This is a genomic window from Amycolatopsis orientalis, from assembly GCF_000943515.2.
In the GTDB taxonomy this organism is placed as follows: domain Bacteria; phylum Actinomycetota; class Actinomycetes; order Mycobacteriales; family Pseudonocardiaceae; genus Amycolatopsis; species Amycolatopsis orientalis.
In genome coordinates this window covers 9097041-9119295 of the sequence record NZ_CP016174.1, presented here as the reverse complement: position 1 = coordinate 9119295, position 22255 = coordinate 9097041, and the positions used below count along the sequence as shown (strand labels likewise).

The window sequence follows — 22255 nt, the reverse complement described above, 5'->3', positions numbered from 1 at the left end:
CGAGCATGTTCTCGCTACCGGTCCTGGTCGGTGGGGCGGCGTCGTTTGTCTCGGATGTAGATGACCGCGGGTTTGCCGTCACCGGGGGTGCGACGGTCTTGCTCGAAGAGGGTGGTGGCGGCGATCAGGCCGCTGAGCTTGGCGTAGCCGTAGTTGCGTGGGTCGAAGTCGGGGCGTTGTTTGGTGATGATGCTGCCCACGGCGGCGAGTGCGGCCCAGCCGTCGTCGTCGGAGGCTGCCTCGACCGCGTTACGTAGTTGGTTCACCAGTGCTGTGTCGGCCTTCAGCTGCGCGGCACCTGTTGCAGTCTTCGGTTTTGGGTCCGTTTCCACCGGCACGGCGGCGTGCTGGGGATGAGTGAGGTTTTCGGTGTAGATGAACTTGTCGCAGGCCGCCACGAAGGGCTGCGGGGTCTTGCGCTCGCCGAACCCGTAGACGGTGAGGCCGGATTCGCGAAGTCGTGCGGCGAGTCTGGTGAAGTCGCTGTCGCTGGAGACGATGCAGAATCCGTCGAAGCGCCCGGAGTAGAGCAGGTCCATCGCGTCGATGACCATCGCAGCGTCGGTGGCGTTCTTACCGGTGGTGTAGGCGAATTGCTGGATGGGCTGGATCGACTGAGCCAGAAGCTGGTCCTTCCAGCCTTTGAGGCTGGTGCCGGTCCAGTCGCCGTAGGCGCGTTTGACGTGCGCGGTGCCGTACTTGGCGATCTCGGCCAGTAATCCTTCAGTGATCGACGGCCGCGCATTGTCCGCGTCGATCAGTACCGCGAGCCTAACCGTGTTGTCGCCGGCCATGGATCAATCACTCCCGTGGTAGTTGTTAGGCCCTCGTCGTCCGATACCGGTCGAACATCCCCTGCGGTGCACGCCGCTATCGTCCCCGGTCTCGAGCCGCGCTCGGGGACGTCCACGGCGGACAGTCGTTTCTCTAGAATCCGGCCGCCGGGGTGCCCGAAAGTCATTCGGCGGCGGGCCAGGCATCGAACGAACTCGCTTCACAGCTCGGCGTCGCCGAGTGCGAATCGCGCTACGTCCCACTGTCGGCGCAGTGAGAGCAGGGCGTTCCGGTTGATCACCGTGACTTTGGCGGTGTCGCCTTCTGCATTCCGCTCGATCATTCCATGTGATTCCAGGAAAGTAAGTGATCTGCGGAGTCTATAAGTAGCATAGGAGCCCTTCTTCGTGCTCGCTGCGACCTTCGCGGCGTCTGATTCTAGTAGGTCCGGGGTTCGTTGTTTCCACAGTTCGACAAGCTGGCTGCGGTCGCAGGTCGGTTCGGCGTTGTCAGTGATTTCGAGAAGCAGGTCGGCGACGTCGACGTTCTCGCCGGTGACGTGTGAGCCTTGGTACTGGATGGAGCTGTTCTCGTGGTGCCGCGCGGCTGTTCGGCGGCTTCGTTCGGCGGCCACCGCGTCTACGAGCCGGTGACCGGCGTCGTCGGCAGTGGGCCAGGGGAGTAGCCGCAGGCGAGCCCAGAGAGCTGTGTCGGCGAGGGACTCCTCTCCGGCGTGTGCTTGGCGGTGGTCGTCGACCGCGACCGCCAGAGCCAGCAGCGTGGACCGCAGCGATTCCGCGACACTGTCGTGGTGGACCCGGCGGACGCGGTCGGCGGTCAGGTCAAGGTATTGGTGCAAGACGGTGTTGAACCGGCTCGCTCGTTTACGCCAGGTCGTGAACTGACGATAGTGGTCGGCATACTCGGCATGGGTGATCAGCCCGGCGTCACGCTGGTGTTCAGCGAGCTTGATCGCGTCGCGTTCACGGACGGACCTCTCGGCTGCCCTGGCATCGAGGCTCTTGAGCACGCGATAGGTCTGTAGGACGCGATCGTCGGCCAGTAGAGCTTCCCAATTACCTCGTTGGGAACGGCTTAACGCTTCGCGGACGTAGCCCAGGGCGGCTTCGTCATCGGCTGGACCGTAGGGCAGAGGTTTCGACATGAGAACTCTCTGGGGATAGTCGGTTCAGATACTTGAACGAGTTGCGTTCCCGCAGGAAGTGGCAGCTTGGCGTCGTGTGGAGTGTCGCCCCGTCCGCGGACGTGGACGGGGCGCCGACAAGTCAGGTCTGGTCAGTTTGATGGCATTCGAGGCAGAGCTGAGCGTGGGGCGGGATGGGTGCGTCGACCAGGCCGACGCGCACGCATCGGGTGATGACGGCGGTGTATTCACCGGACCAGGTCGGTAGCGGCTTGGCATCGATTTTGTGCACGAGATGCGGTGTGGTGAGGCCGGCGCACGGCTGGCCCGGTACGGCTTCGGCAATCGGTGGCATGCCGTTCGGTACGGGTAGCAGGTCGAGGTCGAGCGGTGGCCAGGTCGTCGGTGCCGCATCGAGGACGGATTCAGGTGGCCTGGTAGGCGGTGGGTGCAGCGGGTGCACGGTCGCCAGCCGGGGCGTTCCGGCTCGTGCTGGATGGCGGTTCGCGGCGATTGCGGCGCCAGATGAGGGTTGTTCATGGCTTCTGCGGCCAGGGGGACGGATCTGGACTCCGTCGGCGACCAAGAGGGCACGCACGGTCCGAGCGGACAGGCCATAGCTGCTCGCGAGGTCTCGCAGGGAGGCGCCGGTCTGGTATCGGACGGTCAGTCCAGGCGGGGAGACGCGCGTGCGCGATCGTCGTGTGGCGGCAGCGCTGGCTATTCGGCTGCCCACTACCGACCCCGGGCGGCAGGGACGCGGGCGGCGGCGTGGAGACAGGAGCTGTGTTGGCTGACCGGGACAGCCTCAGGGCCCGATGCTCTGCGACGCTGGATGAACCGCAGGGTCGAGCTGAGTGGCTCGGTGTGGAGGAAGTCCGGCGTGGGCCACCGTCGGGCGGCGGACGGTGAGGTTCTCGTGGTGTCGTTCATGGGCGTTGATGTCCCGGGAAGGTGAATGTCGCGGCCGGGGACTGGGGTGCCGCACCCCGGGTGGACGGTGCGGCACCCCAGGTCAGGAGCTAGGTGGCGTTGCCAGTGCGGGCGACGTGGTAGATCCAGTCCCGCAGCTCCGGGGAACTGGTGAAGACGTCCGGCTGGACGCCGCAGAACTGGGGATCGGCCGAACGGCTGGAAGTCCCGACGAGCTGGGGAACTCCGTTGATGGTGGCCAGGGCGGCTGCCCCGGAGTCGCCGTAACAGCCGCCGTCGGTCCCGGACGGGTTGTCCGCGCAGATCTCGTCACCGGACAGGAAAGCGGCGGCACAACGCGACGGCGAGGTGACGCGGGTGTCGAGCTGCTGCAGATGCCTCGGCAGACCGGAGCGGGTGCTGTCGGGCTCGGTCACGCCCCAGCCGTACACGGAGACCTTGTCACCGCGTCGGGCGGCGTCGCGGGCGAGTGGCACGGTCGACTGCTGCAGCAGGTGGTCGAGCTTGAGCATCGCGGCGTCGTAGACCTTGGTCTTCGGCGCGCCGTCGCCCCATTTCCAGCCGGGATGGACCACGATCTTGGTCACGGTCGAGGTCTCGCCGCCCGCGAGCCTGTCGAGGCTGCCGACACGGACGTGGAACTTCTTGTCCGCGGTCGGGATCGGTGCGGCGTCAGCGTTGAACCGCCCGATCATCGACGACCTGGCCGCCGGCGGACCGTCAGGCGGGTCGATGACGCAGTGCGCGGCGGTGAACACCCAGCCACGGAACACCAGGGCACCGCCGCAGGTGTGGTAGTCGACGTACTGCTCGCCGTGCTCGGGTGCGTCGTACTGCAGCGAGGTGATCCCCGGCGGCGCGGTCGCAGCCGGGTGGCCTCCGATGAGCATCGGTGTGACCGGCGGCGGGGGCGTGTCGGCGACGGCCGTCGTCGCGGGGGCGGTCAGCGCGACGGCGATGCCCACCGCTACGGCTGCTGCGACCGACAAGGTCTTTCTGTTCACGAGGTTGTCTTTCCCGTCTTAGAAAAGTGGGTTGAACTGTCTACAAAGGAGTGTTTCTACGGGGAGGTCCGCGTCCGGGGTGAGTGACATGTGTTGGCGGAGGGCTCATTTAGTCGGCGGCCTTGCTGCGCGCGGAGATAAACGCAACGTGGAAGGCGTGGCCGATTCCAGCGGGGCTGGTCGGCACGGGGCGTCGGGATTGCTGTCGTTGCCGCACGAACCGAAGATCACACAGGTGGCGATATCCTCCGGATCGATGACGCGTGCCTGGTGCTCCAGTTGGCCAATCACGGCGGGAAAGACGCCGCTGTGCACACCGATCACGACCTGCGTACTGCGATGCCGGTCGCAGCCGATCACCGTGCCACACGAGTAAAAGCTGGCGATCCAGTGCGAGCCATCGCGGGCGAGCGCGCATTCGAGCTCGATCAGATTGGCATCCAGTGGGGTGAGGCGGCGGCTGCCGGCGTTAAGCGCGCCTTGGAAACTCGCGGAGTAGTAGAGGTTGGCGTTGGTGTCTGAGCCGCGATCGAGGGTCGTCCAGCCGCGCCGACAGGAGAAGGCAAGCAACGGATCCACAGTGCCATCGTCGGGCTCCGGTTGTTCCTGTGGGCCGCTTGCGACGATGCGTCGTCTGCGAGTGCGGGCAGCGGCACGGAGCTGAAACATGTCGTTAAGGTCCTTTCTCCCGGGGAAGCCCGGCGCCGGGCCCAAGGGCAGCAGGTCCGCGGGTCTCGTCGCCTACCGCTATGCGTGCGAGCCTGAATCGGAGGTAGTGGTATCCGCATCAATCTGCGCGCCAGGTTCAGCAATGCCGCGTGTGTACGGTCGGGACCGCGGAGGTGGTCTTCGTCGCGCTTGCGTCGCACGAATGCGGGGCAGCCGCAGCGTCGGCTGGTCGCGATTCGCGGGGGTCCTTCGGAGGTCGCGGTCGTACTCGGGCCAGGCCGGACTGGATTGCCTGCGCTCGCTGGTGACACGGGCGGGGATACTCGCTACCGAGTCCGGGCGGGCTCGCCAACGCCGACGTCGCCGGCGAGCGCGGGCTCGAACGGCGAGTACACCGCCGGCTAACAGCAGGACAGCCCCGAGGCCAACGGGCAGGGTCGGATTCATCTCGGGTTCGTCCGCTACGGGTCATCTGGCCCTCGTCCGCTTGTCGGGTACGTGGTGTTCGAGGCGTCAGGGCCAAGTGCTCGGCGGTACACCGCGGTTCGCGCGTTGCCCACGTGGGCTTCCAATACGAGACAAGGGCCTTGAGGCAACGTTCTTCCTCATATGAAGTCGTGGTTCAGAAGTTCCCGGACCCGTGTGTGCTGGGCCTCGAACTTGTCGGCTAGGGCGAAGCGGCGCTGCCACAGCACGCTGAGCCAGCGGAGTGCGACGGTGCGCTGGGCGGCGAGAAACCGTCGGCGGCTGTCCACGTCATTGACGCGCAGGTCAGGCAACAGGGAGATCCATCGGGCGTCGTCGATGGCGCGGGAACTGGGATGCTCGATGATGTCTGCGGCGTCGTAGGCGGCTTCGCTGTAGCCGGCGAACTCCCAGTTGGCTACTCGGACTCTGGTTCCGTCCCAGAGCCAGTTCGACAAGTTGGAGTCGCCTCGGGAGAAGGCCCTTGGTGCCGGGTCAAGGAGTGTCGCGGCGGCACCGCATTCACTCCATGTGTCCAGGAGCAGGCGCATGTCGTAGGTATGCCGATCGGCGGCGTGATCGTCGAGTTGACCGGACCACGTTCCCATGAGCCGATGCACGATGTCCTTCGCGGCACCGACTCGTGGGGTGTCCGCGAACAGCCCCACCGGGACCCTGCTCAATTCTGCGAGAACACCGACCATGGAGCGCAGCGCGCTGGCCGGGTCGTCGAGTTCGGGAACCGCCTGACCGGGCAGCATCGTCGTGGCGACCGCCGGAAGTTCCGGGTTGGGGTCATGCCACAGCGGCTGTGGTGCGGCCGTGATTCCTGATTCAGCGAGATGCAGCAGAGCTTGATACTCGCGGATGGCGCGCTCATGGTTGCCGGATGAGTACAGCTTGAGGCAGATCTCACCGTCGGGGCCGTCCCAGGCGAAGGTCCGGTTCTGGCGGCCTCTGGCCAAGCGGCGAAGTCGAAGGCCTGGGAGGTCGTCATCCAGCATGCTCGGACTGTGTCGTCGGAAGATACGCAACTCTGCGAGTAGCGCAGTGGGTAATGACGTGGCTTGTAACAAAGGATTACCTCGGTGTTCTCGACAATGGGTTGGAAGACCATCGCCCCGATTTGTGTTCTGCGGGGGACGTCTCTACGTGTTGGGAGGGCTGGAACTTGGCGCGTCGCCCACGGAGCTGGAGCTACTGCCGTCCGGCTGCGCGTACGCGAGGCTGCCGCGGTCGGTCTGGTCGCGGCCGGGCCAGAACCGGGTGCCACACAGGGGCCGCAATAGGGGCATTAGCTCATCGCGTAGTCCGGGGGTGGTGGCGATGGCGCAACGTGAACGCACGGAATGTGGGCTGGTGTCGGAGTCGAGAATGAGGGCTCCGGCTTCGCGGGCGATGACGGCGCCGGCTGCGGTGTCCCACGTGCGGTTGCCGAGCAGGACGCAGGCGTCAAGGGTTCCGTCGGCCGCCCATACCAAGTCGAGCGCGGAGGAACCAAACCGGCGAAGTCCCTGTGCGCGTGCGGTAATGGCACGGTCCAGGGATGCGCACAGGACATCACGCAACCCCGTGGCATCGCCACTGCCATAGTCACTGAACCCGATCAGGGCTTTGTCGAGCCGGTCGACGCTCGAGGCCGTGATCGGTTCGTCGTCCCGGAATGCCCCATGGCCTTCGGTTGCCGAGTACCGATGCCCGAGGAACGGTAAGGCGGTGACGCCGAGTACCGGCTGCTCGTGGTGGACGAGGCCGAGCGCGATCGCGCAGAGCGGGTTGCCGTGCTGGTGGTTGATCGTGCCGTCGATGGGATCGAGAACCCAGTAGGTGTCACGGCTCCCGATCGCGCCGGTCTCCTCGCCGAGAAAACCGAGGTCAGTACCGCCTCCGCTGGTCAAGCACTGACGTACCAGCTGCTCGACGGTGTCATCGACCTCGGACACAGGGTCACGGTCGCCCTTGTAGCGGATCTGGTGCGGCGGATGGCGAAGGACATGTTCCACCGCGATATCCATCGCGGCGTGGGCCGCGGCGAGTGCGGAAGTACGGTCAGGGCGCTGGGCACCGACAGGCGGGCCGCTGGATCGGCTCACCTGACCCACCTATCGTCGGGCGAAGGCCAGGAGTGCCGCGCGGTGGCGTACGCGAAGTCCGGTTCACTGAGCCCGGACGCGGTGGTATCAGCGGCCACGATCGTTCTCCCACAACAGAGTGTGAAGGCGGGTCGATAGGTGCCACCGGCGCGCCAGCACCGGATCGGCCAGCAGCCGCATCCGCGCCAGGACGGTGGATCTGTCCGTGCCCTCCGGCATGATCCAGACCGGATGTAGGCCGTAGGTGCCGACCAGCTCCTGGACTTCGTCCAAGTCGTCGACCTGCTGGACGACGAACTTCCACACGGCCTTCCCGGTGCCGGCGAGGTCGCGCAGCACCGCGGGACGGATGCGTTGGCGGCGACGCAGCCCGGAATGGGCGAGCTTCGGCGAGACGTTGAACCGTGTCACCGCCGAGGTGAGCAAGTCTGTAGGCGCGATGGTGCCGGAGGTCTCGATCTCGATATCGGTGGCGAGCGAACGCTCCCGGATCGCGCGCAGCAGCCGTTCGATGGCGCGCGCCTGCAGCAGCGGTTCGCCGCCCGTGATCACCAGAAGGTCGGCAGGATCGGCGGCGAGCCAGGACAGCATGTCCTCGATCGAGAGAGTCCGCTGCTCGGCGGCGAGGTCGTAGCGGATGGCGTCATGGGTTTGCGGGGTATCGCACCAGGCGCATGACAGGTGGCAGCCGAACAGGCGGATGAAGTGCGCGTAACGACCCGTGCTTGGCCCCTCCCCTTGAAAGGTTGGACCGAATGTTTCGTTGACCACGAGATCGCGGTCTACATCGGACACAGCGGGAAGTTTCACGGCGTGTCCGCCGGGCCGTAGGTCGCGGTGTTGAGGTGCGTTTCACGAACGAACACCCGGCCGACACGGGCTTCGGGAGCGCAAGGCAGCGCGATGAGCACGGACTGGCTCACGCGTCGCAGCAATACCGCGACCGCTTCGACGGTCGGCCAAGGCAAGTCGGTAGCCAGCAGTTCCGCGTCGTCGACCGTCTCACAGGTATTTGCGCCGAAGCGGAAGACTTTGGAACTTGCGGTGTAGAGGTGCACGGCGAGCGGGTCCCGGACGCCGAGCATGGTTCCGTGATCAAGATGGGTGTCGATCCACTGCCGGACTCCGGCTTTGAGGAAGCCGAACTCCACGATGGTGCCGTCGGTACTCAAGGCGGGAGCGGAGACGGACACCGCGACCCGCCAGGAATGCCCATGCAGGCTGGTGCACTTACCTTTCAAGTGCGGTAGCCGATGTGCGGTTTCGAAGGTGTGCTCGATGCAGATCTGGTGACTTGTCGGCGCGGAATCGGCCATCGTGGGGTTCGCCGGGCGAGCGGTGGTCTGACCGACTCTCTCCGTGTCGTACATCGTGGGTGCCAAAATCCTTTCACCGTGGACGTGGGCCGCGTGCGTCTCGCCACCGGGAAGTGGGTGTGGTCTGCGGCGGAAGGCCGAGGGGCAGAGAATGCCTTCCGCCGCACACGGGGTTCAGTCAACGCCAGGCGATCAGCGTGATCCAGAGCGTGATTAAGTCGTCAATAAGGCGTGTATGAGGCGTCGTCCGCCCTGGCCAGGGAATGGGCATGACGCCGTTGGGCCGGTTTCTGGCAGGGGGTTCACCGGGTCGGGCGTGAAAGGTGGTCTGGTGGGTGAAATCGGTCAGCTGTAGTAGTGGAACAGTCGGCCGCTGCGCTTCCCACCACGACATCCAGTGCGGTGGAGCCGGTGCGTATACGCCGCGGTGATGCGGTGTCGCCGATCTGACCTGCTCGGATGCTTCTCGAAGGTGGTGGTCCGAATGGATGTAGCTTGTCGAGCAGGTGATCGGTCTTGACCCGCAGCCGGTTATCGTTGCAGGTGACCGACGAGACAAGGTGACGATGATGGGTATCCAGCGAACGGCCTTTGCGGCTCGGCGCGAGGCCCTTGGCTTCACCCAGGAAACCTTCGCCCGGCAGCTCAAGGTGGAGCTCTCGACGGTCGGGCGCTGGGAGCGCGGAACATTGACGCCGCAGCCCTGGAGGCGTCCGCGCATAGCGAAATTGCTTCAGGTATCTCTCAGCGAACTGGATGTCCTCCTCAACCCGGCAGGGACGGAACTTGTCACCAGGCGATCCTCGGCGACACGGCGCGAGGTCATAGCGGACGCGGCCTTGATCACCGGCGGGATTCCCGTCGACCATGTGCCAGGCGCCGGTACCGAGGAGCCGCTGCGTCATCGGATGGACCACACGAGGGTGTCGGCACAAGTTGCCGATCTCCATCGGAAATATCAGGCCGCTCGTTATGCCGATGTCGCCCAGCGATTGCCGTCGGTCAGTGAGGCTGCCGACGCTCTGGTAGCCAACGGGCCGGCGCGGAGACGGCGGGAAGCCCTCGGCCTCCAGTGCAGCGTGGCGATCCTGACCGCCAAGCTGGCTACGAAAAGGGGCGACGGTGAGACGGGCTTAGCCGCAGCTGAGCTGGCGCGCGTAGCGGCAGAGAAGGCTGAGGACACCTTCGGTCTCGCCGCGGCGGCGTATCAACGAACTTGCGCTCTCTTGCGCACGAGCGGAATGAAGGATTCCGAGCAGATCAAGGACGCTGAAGAGATAGCGGTCTCCGCCGCCACCGCCCTTCGAGGTCAGGACCCGCAGAATGTGACCTGGCGGGGCGCGTTGACCCTGATTAGCTCAATCATCGCCGCGCGCCGCGTCGACGATGTCGAAGCGAGCGAACGGCTCGACCACGCTGATGAACTCGCGCAGTGGCTCGGCGTGGACGGCAACATCGGGTGGACCGCGTTCGGTCCGTCGAACGTGCTGATCCATCGCACGTCAGTGGCGGTCACTCTGCACGACCCCCGTCGCGCGCTCGCGACCGCAGAGCAACTGGACATCACCGCACTACCGACCGGTTTGAACGGCCGCCAGGCTCAGTTTCACCTGGATAGCGCGTGGGCGCACACGCAGCTCGCAGAGGACCCAGAGGCAGTGATCCACTTGCTAGAGACCGAGCGTGTCGCTCCCGAACTGGTCCGCACCAACCCAAACGCACGATCGTTGATCGCGGATCTGCTGGCTCGTGAGCGCCGCCTGCAGGTGCCAGCTCTACGTGGTCTTGCACTGCGAGCAGGGGTCGCGGTGTGACCCCTGCCCGACGGTGTCTCTACTTGGTGACCTCCGCAGCACCGCCGGTGCTGAGGCTCGAGGAACTCATTCCCCAGCTGTCCGCCGACGGCTGGGCTGTGTATGTGATCGCGACACCGACAGCAGCCTCGTGGATCGACCTCGACGATCTGGCAGCAGCCACGGGATGCGTGACGCGGGTACAACCGCGGCCACCCCACCAGCGGGAAAAGTCACTACCGCGAGCCGAGGCCCTTCTGGTCGCGCCATTGACCTTCAACTCGATGAACAAGTGGGCAGCGGGTATCAGCGATACGTTCGCGCTGGGTGTGCTCAACGAGATGCTCGGCGCCGAAGTCCCCATCGTCGCCGCTCCGTGTGTAAAACCCGCCCTTCGTCGGCACCCCGCGTACGCGGACAGCGTCGCCCGACTAACGAAGGCCGGTGTGAAGCTGCTCGACCCGGACACGATCACCACCCGCGCCGAGGACGGCCTGGCCACCTTCGACTGGTCGTACCTCATCTCCGCCCTTTGTAGCGCGGTCAAATCCGATGCGGATAGGTGACTAGGTATCTCCTAGCGACCTGGGACGTCGCATTTTTGTCGTGCAACAACGTTGATCGATTGCCCATCGTGGACTGGAGAGAAATCCATCGTCGTGAAACCATTCGCGCCTGCGTGCGGAAACGACACGTTTTCCACCGTTGTGATGCGTCGGATTGGGTTTGTTCGTCTGTTGCGACCGCTTTCTCCGTGGCAACCGATTGCACTCGGTATCGGGGCAGCCGGTACCGGCATTCGGTCGAGAAGATCGGTCAGCAGGCGACCATCACCGTCAGATCCGCTGCCAATGACCAGTGCGTGCTGTCACGCTTCGGCAATCGAGATGCAGATCTCTTCAAGGTCCAGTAGTCGCATGTCGTCTCGGCGGACGGGCGGATTGCGCCAGTCTGGCAACCCACTGCGATACTGGTACCCCCCATCCGCGCAGCGCCTGCGGTGTAGTTCCGCGTCGCTACGGATCTCGGTGGTGAATTGTACCCAGTGCCGCGGCGTCTGCCCGTACTCGCGAGCTTTGGTCCCGAACCGGCGCCCAAGGGTGCGGATCTCCGGGGCAGCGCCGGACTCCCATCCGGGTAAGTCTGTGCCAATGATCGGGCTGATGGCGACGAGGTCGTCGTGGCTTGGCCAGTCAATGTTCACGGCGACTTCAAGCACCCGCTTCCCGCCCGCTTCGAGGAGGTAGACGCCCACCTTCTCGATCCATCGCCGCTCCACCATTCCGAGAACCTTTTCCCGACTGGCTTCAGGGAGCCCGGCATACTGCAAGAAGATGTCGAACTGGTCAACGACAGCCTCAGTTCGGGTTCGGGTCGCGGCGTAGGCGTAGGTCCTCATTCGATCACCTGACTTGCAGCGGGGGCGGAGACGAGATAGGCAGGGGTGAGATATGCGCGATTGGCGGCCTGGTGCTGCTCGTGCAGCGCCGCTGCGGCTTGTTCGACGGCGATAGGGTCGAGGTGATGCCGAATCGCCACCTCTAGGTGCCTGCGGTAGCGGTCGGCTTCCCCGGAGATCAGGATGAGGTCGTCAGCCAACCGCCGAATGATTGACGCGGCACCGAACCGGATCAGCGACGAGCGCAGCTCGCCGAAGAATGAGACCGGGTGCCGCGGGTAGCTGACCAGCAAATTCTCGACGACGTTCGGCTCGACGAGCCCGCTTAGGATCTCAGTGACCACCAATCTGCGCTCGTCCCCCGTAGGCGACCAGTGCAGCGCCGCCATACGCCCCGGCCGCCGCAACGGGGGGTACAGCTTGCCGAAATCGTTGCCGGTGATGAAGATCGGCACGCGGTCGACCCGTCCGATACGTTCGATGTCGCACGGCCGATCGGCCAGATGCATCAGCTGCGCCAGTACTTGCTGATGATTCACTGTGCCGGTGTTGTTCTCCCACTCACCAACGGTGGTGTCGATATCGTCGATCACGACGCAAGTCGGCCGCTTGGCATGAATGTCGCGGGCGGCGCCGACGTATGCGGCGAGCAAGTCTTTGCCTGGCACTCCGGCCCGCTCGCTCTCAAAGTCCGCCGCGCTGATCGAGACCGTCCGCACCGAGAGGCTGTCGAGGACTGCGCGTAGCTGGAAAGTCTTCCCCTCGCCCGGTGGCCCGAAAATGCCCATGACCACTGGATGTACAGGCAGATTCACCAGGCTCAGCACCACGTGTTCGCGGACGACCGCAGCGAACCTCTCTGCTACCACCGTCACCGCCCGGCCTCCCCGTCCCTGCGCAGGTCTGCGATCTCCTCGTCCAGCTGGTAGAAGATGCTGGCCGCGTCGTCCACGCGAGCACGCGCCTCCCCTACGGGGGTCTCCTCCTCGACGGGAGCGTGCGCCTGGGCTCCGAGCCTGCTGATCTCCAAGTCGAGGTTCAGCAGCGCCGCGTGCACGTCTGGCGTGCTCTGTGACGGCACGAAGCGAATCTTGCGGCTGCGGACTTCGAGCCCGTCGGTCCTCTCGAGAACTTGCGCCAATAGGTGCTTCAGCTCGACAAGCGTGGATCTGTCCTGGGCCTGTAACTCCTTGATTTCCGCCACATCGCCGACCACCGAGCGGATCGACGCCGAGGTCTCGCCTCGGTTCAGGAAGCGGTCGGCGAGGACGGTCGAGACGCCCTGCACGGCCGCAATCGCGAGTTCGGTCAGCACACTGTCCCTTTCCATGGCGCTCCCCGAACGGACCCGTGGAGACTGGTGTGAAGGTCGGTCGATTTCGTCGATCTGTTACAGCGGACACCTCCACCGCCGTAAGAATGGCAGCGGTATGGTCCCAAAAGGGCAAGCGGTATAGACGGCTTGCCTAGGCCGAGCGGAGGACGAACTACTTTAAGGTGCGGCGTGGAGCCGTTGCACTTTATTGCAGGGAGCGCCATAACGCGGTCGAAACTGACCGGCATTGATCACGTCAGGCGATCAATGCCGGTCAGAATCTCACGAACAAAGCGGTTAAACGCGCGACACATCATCTGATCATATAGTGAGCGCGGCTGGGAGGCGTCCGAGTACGGGCAGGGGCACGAAGTTCTCCGCATGGTTCACGCCGATGCGGCCTCCCCATAGACGTGCGAGTGTCTCGGCCATCGGCCCGAAGTGGTCGGTGATCGGTTGGGAGGCGTGCGCCGCGAGGGCCCGCTGCTTTTGTTCGTAGGTATCGGTGATGTCGATGATCGTGTGCGCGGGAATGGGACCGTCGAGGGTGAGGCTGTTGTAAGAGTCCGCGGTGTAGACCCGGTGCGGATGCCCAGTGGCGATGACGACGTCGGGCAGGGCCGCGACGAGGGTTTCGGCGACCGCGCGATGGTCGGGGTGGACGTCGCGAAGGGGGTGGGTGATGACGACCTCGGGCCGGACGGTGAGCAGTAGTTCGTGCAGTGACGCCACGGTGGGCTCGTCGTACTGGTACAGCGTGGCTCCCAAGATCGCCGCGCCTGCCGCGGCTTCGGTGTCCCGTCCTGGTTCGGCGTGGCGCGGGACGGCGATGGTGACGGCGGCCCCGGAGGCGGAGCAGCGTGCGAGGGTTCCGCCGGCCCAGAGTTCAGCGTCGTCGGGGTGGGCCATCACGGTCAGTACGGACGCTGGCGCGGTGAATGGCACGAGGTTCACCAGAGTCCGAGTTTCTCGATGACGTCGGCGGGCCTGGGCAGTTCTCGCGCGGGAAGGCCGGTCGGGTGGTGTGGGAGTGTGAGGTCGGTGCGCATGCGGATGAGCTCGCGCCAGGCGAGTACTTGTTCCCAGGTCTCGGCGACCTTGGCGTTCCTAGCGCCAGTGAGTCGTCCGGAGTCCGGAAGCTGGTCGAGGTGTAGTCCGTCTGCCAGGAGCGTGGCCGCTGTGCCTGGGCCGATCCCTTTCACTCCAGGGATGTTGTCCGCAGGGTCGCCTTTGAGAGCGCAGAAGTCGGGCCACTGTGCGGGGGTGACGTTGTAGCGTTCGGTGACTTCGGCGGGGCCGATGTGCCGTCGGCCGCGTTTCATGACGGTGTTGAGGGTGCGGACGTGCTCGTTGACGAGTTGGTAGAAGTCGCGGTCGCCGGACATGATCCAGACCCGGCGGCCGGGTTCGCGTTCGCGGGTGGTGGCGACGAGGGTGGCGATGACGTCGTCGGCTTCGGCGGTGTCGATCTCGATCCAGTGGATGCCGTAGCCGGTTAGGGCCTGCTGGACGTGCGGGATCGCGCGCAGGGGTTTGAGGGCGGCCTCGTCGATGACGCGGTTGGCCTTGTAGTCGGAGTCGCTGTCCTTGCGGTCGGCGGCGCCGTGCTCGCCGTCGAACACGACGAGGACCTCCGGTGGTTCCGGCATCTCCTCCCGGATCGCGACACGGAGCAGGGCGAAGAACCCGAATTCGGCCGTGAGATCGCGGGTTTTGTCGCGGGAGAGGATCGCGGCGGGGAACCCGAACGCCGCGCGCCAGAGCAAGTTGTGACCGTCTACTAGGAGCAAAGGGACGCCAGCAGGCATCACCGCACCGCCTTTACGAATGTCTCGGCGACTGTGGTGGGCAGATAGTCCCGCGAGCGGTAGTACGCAGCCCTGGATAGGTTCGCGTAGCGTACTGGATCTGCGAGTAGCTGTTCGGCGGCGCGCCAGAGGCCGTGCTCACCCCACGAACGGGGGACGATCACTCCGCCCGCGTCGTTTCCGGTGCCGACCAGGGCGGGCAGGTTACCCACGTCGAAGGCGACGACCGGGGTCCCGACACCCATGGCCTCCAGCGCTACCAGCCCGAAGGTCTCCCGTAGCGAGGGCACGATCACCACCGCGGCCTGCGCGAGCCAGGATGGCACCCGGTCCCAGTCGAGGCCACCGCCGTGGACGGTACCGAGCGTGAGGTGGGCCGCCGAGTAGCGGCACTGGTCCAGTTCGGCAGCCTGGCCGCCGCCGGCGGTGGCCTCGAACCCGGCCTCGCCGACGATCACCTCGACCGTGCGGCCGACCAGCCGTCCGGCGTCCAGCAAGGCTCGGACGTTCTTCTCCGGCCCGAGCCGGGCCAGGATCCGGATCGGGCCGTGCCGTCGCAGAGCCTCGCGTCGCGAGTCGGGTGGTGGTGCCGGGGCATGCAGCAGGGCATTGGGTACGACTTGCCAACCGCCGGTGTCGTAGCCGCGACCGTGTGCCTGGTCTAGCACCGTTTGAGACGGTGCGATGACCAGGTCTGCACGGGCCAGGGCGGGCTCGAGGTCCTGGTCATGCCCGACGACGTGCATGGCCAGGACCGTGCGGGCCCGGCTGATCGGTGCGACTCTGCCGAGACCCCATAAGCCGTCGGTGTAGACGGCGACGTCGACCCGGTGCTCGCGGTACACCTCGCACAGTTCGGCGGCGAGCAGTGCGTCCTGCCCGTGGGTGCTGATCGCGTTGCGCAGCTCGTCGTCGTCGCAGGGGAAGGTGACGCCCACTGAGCCCACTCGCATCACGGTGTCGTCCGGGGTGTCGATCGGGGCGGCGGTCAGGATGAGGCTGCGGTGGCCGAGATGGCGCAGGCCGTGTGCGAGGGCGGCGGTGGCGCGTTCGATTCCGGCCGGCGCGTTCGCGGTGTAGGACGCCAGGACAAACGCGACGGTCAGCGGTGGCGCGCTAGGCATGGCGGGAGACCTTCCTCGGCTGCGGGAGCGGTGTGGTGTCGTGGTTGGCGGGTGGTTTTTCCCAGGGGAAGACGACCCAGTCGGAGACGGTCCAGATCGAGTAGTCCGGCCGAGTGGACGCGCCGGTGTTGAGGCACAAGACCGCGGTCAGGATCTGGGCATCCGAACCGAGTAAGGGGGCGAGGTCGTCGTGGACGCGGCGGAGGGTCGCACCGCTGCCACAGATGTCGTCCACTATCAGCACGCGGCCCTGGAGCTGTTGCCCGTTGAGAGTGTGAGTCAGCGGCGTGAGATCGAGGGTCACCTCACCGGTGGCTTGCTGGTACGCGTCGTCGCTGGTGTTGTGGCGGGCGTGGACGATGCGGGCGTTCAGCCGAAGTGTGGAGGCGATGAGGTGGGCGGGTGCGATACCGCCGTTGGCGATGCCGATGACCCGCTCGATCGACGAGTGATCACGCAGGATCGCGTCCGCGAGGAGCGTGGCGGCGTCATGGAGAGCCTCCGGTGTCACGCGCCAGATCCGGTGGTGGTCGAAGTCGCGCTGTGCTGTGGCCATTCGCGGGGTCTATTCCTTACAGAGCAGGGGATATCGCGTCAGCGAGTTGGGTGTTCGGGTTGTGGGGGATACGGAGTTCACGCAGGGCTTGCACGAGGTCGTACACGGTGGTTCCGGCGATGTCGGCCATCGCGGACAACGCGGTAGCGTCGAGCTCTTCGACCAGGACGCGTTCTGCAGAGGACTGCTGGGTACGGACCTGCGCCCAGCGTCGGAGAGGCCGCAGCCTGGGATCGGTGGTCTGCGCGAGGCCAAGGAGGTCGACCGTGATGTGAGTGCCGTAGTGGCCGCTGAACGCGAGTGTGGTCGCGCGGCGAAGTAGTTCGTCTGGTTGCTTTTTCAACACGGCGCACACTTCGATCAACCGCTCGACGGATATCCGGCGCGTGCCGAGTTCATAGCTGGCGAGTGTTTGCAAGGAGAGGTCATCGTCGCTGGTGCACATCGCGGCGCGCATCTGCTTGCGGGTCCAGCCGCGTTCTCTCCGCGCGGACCGCAGGGTCTCGCCCAGGGCGCGCGCGAACTGGTCGAGCTGCTCGCTCGTCGGTGTGTTCATTGCCTGTCCTCCGAAATGCGGCGCGTGCCTGTGACCTTGGGCGATTTCGATGCCGTCCGCGGAGCGATCACGCTGAGCCGTCGCGTGCGGTCAGCGCGAGATCGCTGGCCGTGCGCAGGGGGTGGAGGGAGCTGATGGCGTGGGCGTCGGGCTGGTTGCGCCAGAGGTGGCCGTCGGCGCGGATCACTGTGAAGCCTCCGGCTGCGTCGCGAGTACGCAGGCGTACGGGTACGGCTGCGGTGGTGCTCAGTTCGGCGAGGAGAGCGAGGGCCTCGTTATCGGACAGCTGCTCGGCATCGGCTAGGGCGGCGCCTTCCCCGATGGGGAGCATCTGCAGGAAGGTCACCCCGCTCACTCCCAGGGTGGCGGCCAGGTCGACCGTCGCTCGGATGCTGCCTTGGTCTGTGGAGCGTAGAAGCACGGCCTGAATTTGCGTGGGGATGCCCTGGGCGATTGCCGCGCGGATTCCAGCGATGGCGTGGTCGAAACTGCCTGCGCCGCGCCACTGGTCGTGACGCCTGGCGTCCGGGCCGTCCAGGCTTATCCGTACGGCGTCCACACGGGTGGCGAGGGCTTCTGCACGGCGGGCCAGGTGCGTTCCGTTGGTCGTCACGCTGACTGCGCAGCCGCCCGCGACGAGCACGTCGATCAATTCGGGTAGGTCGCGCAGCAGCAGTGGTTCGCCGCCGGAGATGTCCACGCCCAGGACCTGGGACTCGGCGATCAGGTTCGCGATGCGGTAGCGCTCGGCCCGGTCCAGTTCGAGGACGGCCTTGTCGTCCAGGCAGTACGGACAGGCGAGGTTGCAGCGCACAAGGGGTGACCAGCACACGCTGATCGGGACGTCCGTTTGCACGGCCGCCGGGTGGATTTCAGGCCAGGATGCGACGTCCGAGCTGGACAACCGGACGCGCCCGGAGCCGAGCGCGATTCCGGCGCGATGGGTCAGGCCGGTGAGCGGATCATGGATCACGCTCTCATCGCAGTGTTTTCGCGCCGCGAAGGTACGCATCGTGGTTGTCATCGTTGGGGTTGACGGTGTCATCGCAGTACCTCGCAGGAGCGCAGCAACTCGGTCATTTCGGCCAGGAATCCTTGGGAGTTGCCGGTGGGGGTGGGGCGCCGCATGAGGTCCCAGTAGCGGGCGAGGGTGTCGGGCCAGCTGGCGAGTTTGTGTCGCCATTGCTGGTCGGAGTCCGGGGGATCGAGGTGGAACCCGACGGCTTGCCTGAGCGGGATGATCAGCAGTCCGGCCGCGATCAGGCACGCGCCGAGATAGGTGTCTTCCATGCCCCAGCCGATTCGTCCGAACTCGGGATCGAACCCCCCGACGTCGAGGACGGCGCTGCGAGGAACGGCGACCAGGGCGGTGACGACCATGCGGGGTAGGTCCCAGTCGACATAACGTCGGCCGTAGCCGAGGTCAAGGAAGTCTCGGGTGTGGTCCAACGGACGGCCGTCGAAGCGCTTGTCCAGGGTGATGCCGGTGTAGAGCAGCGGTCGGCCGACCGGTGGCCGCCAGACGACTCGGTGGTCGGCCGCGAGGTCCGGGTGGCCGGCCAGCACTCCGCGCCCGCCCTGGTGCAGGTCGTAGGGAAGGTTGTGGCGGAACCCGACGAGCACCGTGGTGTCCGTTGCGCGGGCGGCGATGTCGGTGATCACGTGCGGGGGCAGAACCATGTCACCGTCGAGATAGAGGACGGTTTGCCCGCGGGCGAGCGCGGTACCGAGGTTGCGCGCGGTGGCCGCGCCCGCACGTTCAGGGATCCGCAGGACGGTGGTGACGATCGGGTGCTGGACGGCGACAGCGGCGGTGACGTCGGTGCTGGCGTCGTCGACGACGATGACCTCGAACTTGTACCGGTGGTGCTGGCCTTCCAAAGCGTCGAGCACGGCCGAAAGGCAGTAGCCGACATTGTGGGCCGGGATGACGACCGAGAGGGTGCGCACGGCGGCTAGTGGAAGACATGAGGGCGTAGGCGCGTGCCAGCCGACTCCTGATACCGCTTCCCAGCTTCGGGTACTGCTGGTGTGCAAGTTGTTGCGGTGCATTAATTCCTCGTGCAGCGTGGTCACGCCCACCCCCAGTCTCGGAGGAGGGGCAGTGCGTCGTGCCATGCCCTCGGATCCGGGATGATCGTGATCTGCCCGAATCGGGCGGGATGGTCGAACACGCGTTGGAGAGCGTGCAGGTACAGAGGCTCGACCAGGATCAGCACGTGCCGCAGCGACGGTGCATCGGCGAGTTCGGCGTCAAGTTGCGCGGCGACCGTCCGCTCGTGCAGGCGCGCGGCCTCTGCCCGCGTCGTAAGCCGGTGGTCGTAGGTGCTGATCGGCGTCTCAGGTCGCAGCAGGCCGTGGGCGCCGGACAGGATCCGGATCCGAGCTCGGCGCGTGGGATCGGCGGCGAAATGTTCTTGCGCGCTCGGGATGCATCCGCCCTGGTAGAGGTCGAGAGCCTCGACCGGCGCGGCGGTGACGAGCTTCCTCCGTGAACAGTTGAGGATGATCAGCCCTTGGCTGGGTGCGAGGGCGCGAGTAGTGGGTGGCTGGAGAGTCATAGCTCGCGCACCACCCGCATGCCGATGCCACGCGAGCGCAATTTAGCGGGGGCGGCGTTGAGAAACGTGCACTGCGCGTACAACGATGGCGAGGCGTAGGAACCACCGCGGATGAGGAATCCGTCGTTCATCGTGGTGCTGGCAGTCCACTCCCACACGTTGCCCGCGACATCGAGCATGCCTTCGGGGGTGGCTCCGGCGGGATGCGTGTCGACCGGGGTGACCGTGTCGTGCAGGGAGTCACGCAGGTTCGCGAACGCTGGCTGCCAGGGCGTGGTGCCCCATGGCCAGCGGCGGCGTCCGGGTCCGGCGGCCATCCATTCCCATTCCGCTGAGCGCGGCAACCGGCCGCCGAAACGACCGGCGATCTGGGTCGCCTCGGCGTGACTGATCTCGGTGACGGGGTACCGCAACCCGATACCGGACTGTTCGCTCGATAGGTGTCCGTGGGTGAGCGGGGTGCGCGTCCACAACAAGGTCGGGATTCTGACCGGACGCCCGGTGTCCCCGTACGCGCAGGTTCCGCCGTCGATCTTGATCCATTCCAGGTGCATGCCTCAACCGCCGATCAGGAACAGGTCTTCGACGTTGGCGTCGTTCCGTATGCGGCTCTTGCGCTCGTTGGGGCGAAGTCGAAAGCTCAAGAGCGCGTCGCTGATGGTGTAGAAGGCCGCGTGTGCTTCCTCACGGCTGGGGGAGAAGGCGGCATAGTTGTCGGCGAAACGGACGACTCGAAGCTGTGTGAGGTGCTTGTCCACTTGAGACAATCGAAGGTTGATCAGCAGGGGCGCCAGACCTGAGCCCGCCGCGAGCGGACTCGGCATCGCGACGAGTGCCGTACGCAGAAGACTCAGGAAAGTGCCGTCGTGAATGTGCTCGGCATGCCAGTCGATGACCTCGTCGATTGTCGCGCCCTCGGACACCGACGCGACGTCGAGATCGGCGATCCACCGGAAGCCAGCCTGATGATGGACGGCGGCCTGCCGCAACGAGGTGATGCGATTTCGGCGCGGGCGGAATCCCGAGACCCAGTCGCGGAAAGCCGTCGCTTCCAGCACCGGCTCAAGCGCGTTACGCAGCGCGCGGTGCACCAGACGGTCCCGCACGGTGGGGATGAACGTGTGTATCTGTTTGCCGGTATAGGTGGGCAGCTGCATCTCCCGGACCGGTCCGGGCCGCCACCTGCCCTCTGCGAGCTCGAGGGCCAGTTGCGGCAGCATCACGTGGGCCTCGCTGCGAAGCCGCCCCCAGGTCATGCCATCGGTACCAGGTGCGGAGGCTCGCCGGCCGCACTGGCGCAACGCGCGGCGTAGACGCGGCTCGGCCAGCAGCGGCATCAGTGAGTGCGACTGCGGACCGGCGGCCGAGGACGCTGGTGCGGGTGCCTTCCGGTGCGCTACCGTCTTGGGTGCTTGGGCGGCAGGAACGATCCCCTGGCCACGCTGAACCAGCTCGCTACCCGACACTCGCGAGCTGTGGCGCTGGGAACGACGGCCCCGCCCAGGCCCTGCCGGTGATCCGAACTCCGTGTCCGCCATCGCCGTCACCTCCTCACACGCTGCCGTACTTTGTGGGGTCAGGGATGTCGTTCTGCTGGAACGCTTCCTTGCGTTCGGTGCAGGTCCCGCAGGTTCCGCAGTGCGTCGTCCTGCCCCGGTAGCACGACCACGTTTTCTCGAACGGCACGCTGAACGCCGTGCCGATACGGACGATGTCGGCCTTGCGTTGGGTGATAAACGGGGCGAGGATCTCGAAATCGTCGTTCAGAAGTCCTTCGTTGGCGATGCGAGTCGACCGTGTGAAGCGCTCGACGAACTCCGGTCGGCAGTCCGGGTAGACGGCGTGGTCACCCGCGTGAGCGCCGAACGCCACCGCGTCGGAGTTGCGAACAAGGGCTAGCGAGACCGCGATGTCGAGCATGATCGCGTTGCGGTTCGGGACGATCGTCGCCCGCATCGACTCGTCGGTGTAGTGCCCGTCTGGCACCGGTACGTCGGCGTCGGTCAGGGCAGAACCGGCCAGCAGCCGGCCAAGCATCGCCAGGTCGACGACCTCATGTGGACAGTCGAGTAACCGCGCGATCTGAGCCGCGTACTCCAGTTCGACCCGGTGCCGCTGACCGTAGTCGAAGGACAACAGCGTCAGCCTCGCACCTCGCGCGGCCAACCAGTACGCCAGCACGGTGGAGTCCAGTCCGCCGGAGGCGATCACGATGGCGTGCCGCGGGTGCCGGTGTGTGGAGGAGCCGATCGGCATGATCACCACGCCCCGCGCGGTAGGGATGTCGAGCGGGCAGCGTCGGCCACAGTGGTCCACGGCGGAAGGGTCATGTGCGGTTGCGGCCGTTCAAGCCACCGGACGCCTTCGCTCACGTTGTCCAAAGAGGGAAGCAGGATGCTCTCGCCGAGCGGTTTCCAGCCGATCTGGGTGCGCACCAGGTCATCCCACGACGACATACGCATGGTCGTGCGCGGCTGAGTGAGGAAGATCCAGTCGCTGGGATCGCCGGGAACCACGATGATGGGAACGCGCAACATGTGCCGCGCAAGGAAGTTGTTGACTTCCGCGCCCGACCCGGCGCGCATGACGAGCGCGTCGACGGTGGTGCCGAGCTGAAGGTAGACGTGGCCGGTGATGTTGTTGATAGTCGTTGGCCACGCGAACACGTCACGGTAGTCCCGCATGCTTTGGCCGGGTTGCTGCCCGACCTGGGCGGATGGGGCGTCGATGACGGCGGTCATGAGT

General features: G+C 65.9%; 26 protein-coding genes and 1 pseudogene. 2 read left to right on the top strand and 25 right to left on the bottom strand.

Annotated features, from left to right (window positions below; translation table 11 throughout):
- Window positions 1–14: 14 nt before the first annotated feature.
- From SD37_RS40045 to SD37_RS40010, 10 genes and pseudogenes are all read right to left on the bottom strand, one after another.
- Window positions 15–794 (bottom strand): NYN domain-containing protein, encoded by a 780-nt coding sequence (locus SD37_RS40045; protein WP_044855269.1) that lies wholly within the window; start codon window positions 792–794, stop codon window positions 15–17.
- 200 nt (window positions 795–994) lie between these two features.
- Window positions 995–1939 carry a hypothetical protein gene (locus SD37_RS40040; protein WP_145926852.1) on the bottom strand — a complete coding sequence of 315 codons (945 nt, stop codon included), beginning with the start codon at window positions 1937–1939 and terminating at the stop codon, window positions 995–997.
- A 121-nt stretch (window positions 1940–2060) separates the two neighbouring features.
- Complete coding sequence (locus SD37_RS40035; RefSeq protein ID WP_145926851.1) at window positions 2061–2381, bottom strand: hypothetical protein; 321 nt, start codon at window positions 2379–2381, stop codon at window positions 2061–2063.
- A 96-nt stretch (window positions 2382–2477) separates the two neighbouring features.
- Window positions 2478–2654, bottom strand: a pseudogene (locus tag SD37_RS44360) (helix-turn-helix domain-containing protein); the annotation flags it as partial.
- Window positions 2655–2940: 286 nt separating this feature from the next.
- Window positions 2941–3855, bottom strand: a complete 915-nt coding sequence (locus SD37_RS40030; RefSeq protein WP_236725232.1) for a S1 family peptidase — start codon at window positions 3853–3855, stop codon at window positions 2941–2943.
- Between the two features lie 105 nt (window positions 3856–3960).
- Window positions 3961–4434, bottom strand: a complete 474-nt coding sequence (locus tag SD37_RS42955; RefSeq protein WP_145926850.1) for a hypothetical protein — start codon at window positions 4432–4434, stop codon at window positions 3961–3963.
- Window positions 4435–5129: 695 nt separating this feature from the next.
- Window positions 5130–5993: an aminoglycoside phosphotransferase family protein gene (locus SD37_RS40025; RefSeq protein WP_044855266.1), complete on the bottom strand. Its 864-nt coding sequence runs from the start codon at window positions 5991–5993 to the stop codon at window positions 5130–5132.
- A gap of 144 nt (window positions 5994–6137) precedes the next feature.
- The gene (locus SD37_RS40020) at window positions 6138–7082 is read right to left on the bottom strand and encodes an inositol monophosphatase family protein (RefSeq protein ID WP_236725231.1); all 945 of its coding nucleotides are present in this window, start codon (window positions 7080–7082) and stop codon (window positions 6138–6140) included.
- Between the two features lie 87 nt (window positions 7083–7169).
- Entirely contained in the window at window positions 7170–7877 is a 708-nt protein-coding gene (locus SD37_RS40015) for a 7-carboxy-7-deazaguanine synthase QueE (protein WP_236725230.1), read from the bottom strand.
- Window positions 7878–7888: 11 nt separating this feature from the next.
- Window positions 7889–8398 (bottom strand): 6-pyruvoyl trahydropterin synthase family protein, encoded by a 510-nt coding sequence (locus SD37_RS40010; protein ID WP_044855353.1) that lies wholly within the window; start codon window positions 8396–8398, stop codon window positions 7889–7891.
- Window positions 8399–8904: 506 nt separating this feature from the next.
- Between SD37_RS40010 and SD37_RS40005 the strand changes: the two genes are divergently transcribed.
- Window positions 8905–10212: a helix-turn-helix domain-containing protein gene (locus tag SD37_RS40005; protein WP_236725229.1), complete on the top strand. Its 1308-nt coding sequence runs from the start codon at window positions 8905–8907 to the stop codon at window positions 10210–10212.
- Complete coding sequence (locus SD37_RS40000; protein ID WP_044855264.1) at window positions 10209–10757, top strand: flavoprotein; 549 nt, start codon at window positions 10209–10211, stop codon at window positions 10755–10757. Before SD37_RS40005 ends, SD37_RS40000 begins: the two co-directional genes overlap by 4 nt.
- 302 nt (window positions 10758–11059) lie before the next feature.
- On the opposite strand, the gene SD37_RS39995 is transcribed toward SD37_RS40000, so the two are convergent.
- The 15 genes from SD37_RS39995 to SD37_RS39925 form a co-directional block, all read right to left on the bottom strand.
- The gene (locus SD37_RS39995) at window positions 11060–11590 is read right to left on the bottom strand and encodes a hypothetical protein (RefSeq protein WP_044855263.1); all 531 of its coding nucleotides are present in this window, start codon (window positions 11588–11590) and stop codon (window positions 11060–11062) included.
- Window positions 11587–12465, bottom strand: coding sequence for an AAA family ATPase (locus SD37_RS39990; protein WP_044855262.1), 879 nt, complete (start codon window positions 12463–12465; stop codon window positions 11587–11589). Before SD37_RS39990 ends, SD37_RS39995 begins: the two co-directional genes overlap by 4 nt.
- On the bottom strand, window positions 12462–12905 hold the full coding sequence (locus SD37_RS39985; RefSeq protein ID WP_044855261.1) for a hypothetical protein: 444 nt from the start codon (window positions 12903–12905) through the stop codon (window positions 12462–12464). Before SD37_RS39985 ends, SD37_RS39990 begins: the two co-directional genes overlap by 4 nt.
- Before the next feature lie 321 nt (window positions 12906–13226).
- Window positions 13227–13859 carry a PIG-L deacetylase family protein gene (locus tag SD37_RS39980; protein WP_145926849.1) on the bottom strand — a complete coding sequence of 211 codons (633 nt, stop codon included), beginning with the start codon at window positions 13857–13859 and terminating at the stop codon, window positions 13227–13229.
- Window positions 13856–14713 (bottom strand): 5'-3' exonuclease, encoded by an 858-nt coding sequence (locus tag SD37_RS39975; RefSeq protein ID WP_174567894.1) that lies wholly within the window; start codon window positions 14711–14713, stop codon window positions 13856–13858. Before SD37_RS39975 ends, SD37_RS39980 begins: the two co-directional genes overlap by 4 nt.
- Complete coding sequence (locus SD37_RS39970; RefSeq protein ID WP_044855259.1) at window positions 14713–15837, bottom strand: glycosyltransferase family 4 protein; 1125 nt, start codon at window positions 15835–15837, stop codon at window positions 14713–14715. Before SD37_RS39970 ends, SD37_RS39975 begins: the two co-directional genes overlap by 1 nt.
- Complete coding sequence (locus SD37_RS39965; RefSeq protein ID WP_044855258.1) at window positions 15830–16393, bottom strand: phosphoribosyltransferase; 564 nt, start codon at window positions 16391–16393, stop codon at window positions 15830–15832. The genes SD37_RS39970 and SD37_RS39965 overlap by 8 nt, the downstream gene beginning before the upstream one ends.
- Window positions 16394–16409: 16 nt before the next feature.
- Window positions 16410–16949, bottom strand: a complete 540-nt coding sequence (locus tag SD37_RS39960) for a helix-turn-helix domain-containing protein (protein ID WP_044855257.1) — start codon at window positions 16947–16949, stop codon at window positions 16410–16412.
- Between the two features lie 67 nt (window positions 16950–17016).
- Window positions 17017–17961, bottom strand: coding sequence for a radical SAM protein (locus tag SD37_RS39955; RefSeq protein ID WP_236725226.1), 945 nt, complete (start codon window positions 17959–17961; stop codon window positions 17017–17019).
- Window positions 17962–17990: 29 nt separating this feature from the next.
- The gene (locus SD37_RS39950; RefSeq protein WP_236725225.1) at window positions 17991–18899 is read right to left on the bottom strand and encodes a glycosyltransferase family 2 protein; all 909 of its coding nucleotides are present in this window, start codon (window positions 18897–18899) and stop codon (window positions 17991–17993) included.
- A 122-nt stretch (window positions 18900–19021) separates the two neighbouring features.
- Window positions 19022–19510, bottom strand: coding sequence for a DUF6884 domain-containing protein (locus SD37_RS39945; RefSeq protein WP_044855254.1), 489 nt, complete (start codon window positions 19508–19510; stop codon window positions 19022–19024).
- On the bottom strand, window positions 19507–20064 hold the full coding sequence (locus SD37_RS39940) for a formylglycine-generating enzyme family protein (protein WP_044855253.1): 558 nt from the start codon (window positions 20062–20064) through the stop codon (window positions 19507–19509). The genes SD37_RS39945 and SD37_RS39940 overlap by 4 nt, the downstream gene beginning before the upstream one ends.
- A 3-nt stretch (window positions 20065–20067) precedes the next feature.
- Window positions 20068–20847, bottom strand: coding sequence for a reverse transcriptase domain-containing protein (locus tag SD37_RS39935; RefSeq protein WP_044855252.1), 780 nt, complete (start codon window positions 20845–20847; stop codon window positions 20068–20070).
- A 214-nt stretch (window positions 20848–21061) separates the two neighbouring features.
- The gene (gene queC / locus SD37_RS39930; RefSeq protein WP_044855350.1) at window positions 21062–21766 is read right to left on the bottom strand and encodes a 7-cyano-7-deazaguanine synthase QueC; all 705 of its coding nucleotides are present in this window, start codon (window positions 21764–21766) and stop codon (window positions 21062–21064) included.
- A gap of 2 nt (window positions 21767–21768) precedes the next feature.
- The gene (locus SD37_RS39925; RefSeq protein ID WP_044855251.1) at window positions 21769–22251 is read right to left on the bottom strand and encodes a hypothetical protein; all 483 of its coding nucleotides are present in this window, start codon (window positions 22249–22251) and stop codon (window positions 21769–21771) included.
- Window positions 22252–22255 lie beyond the last annotated feature (4 nt).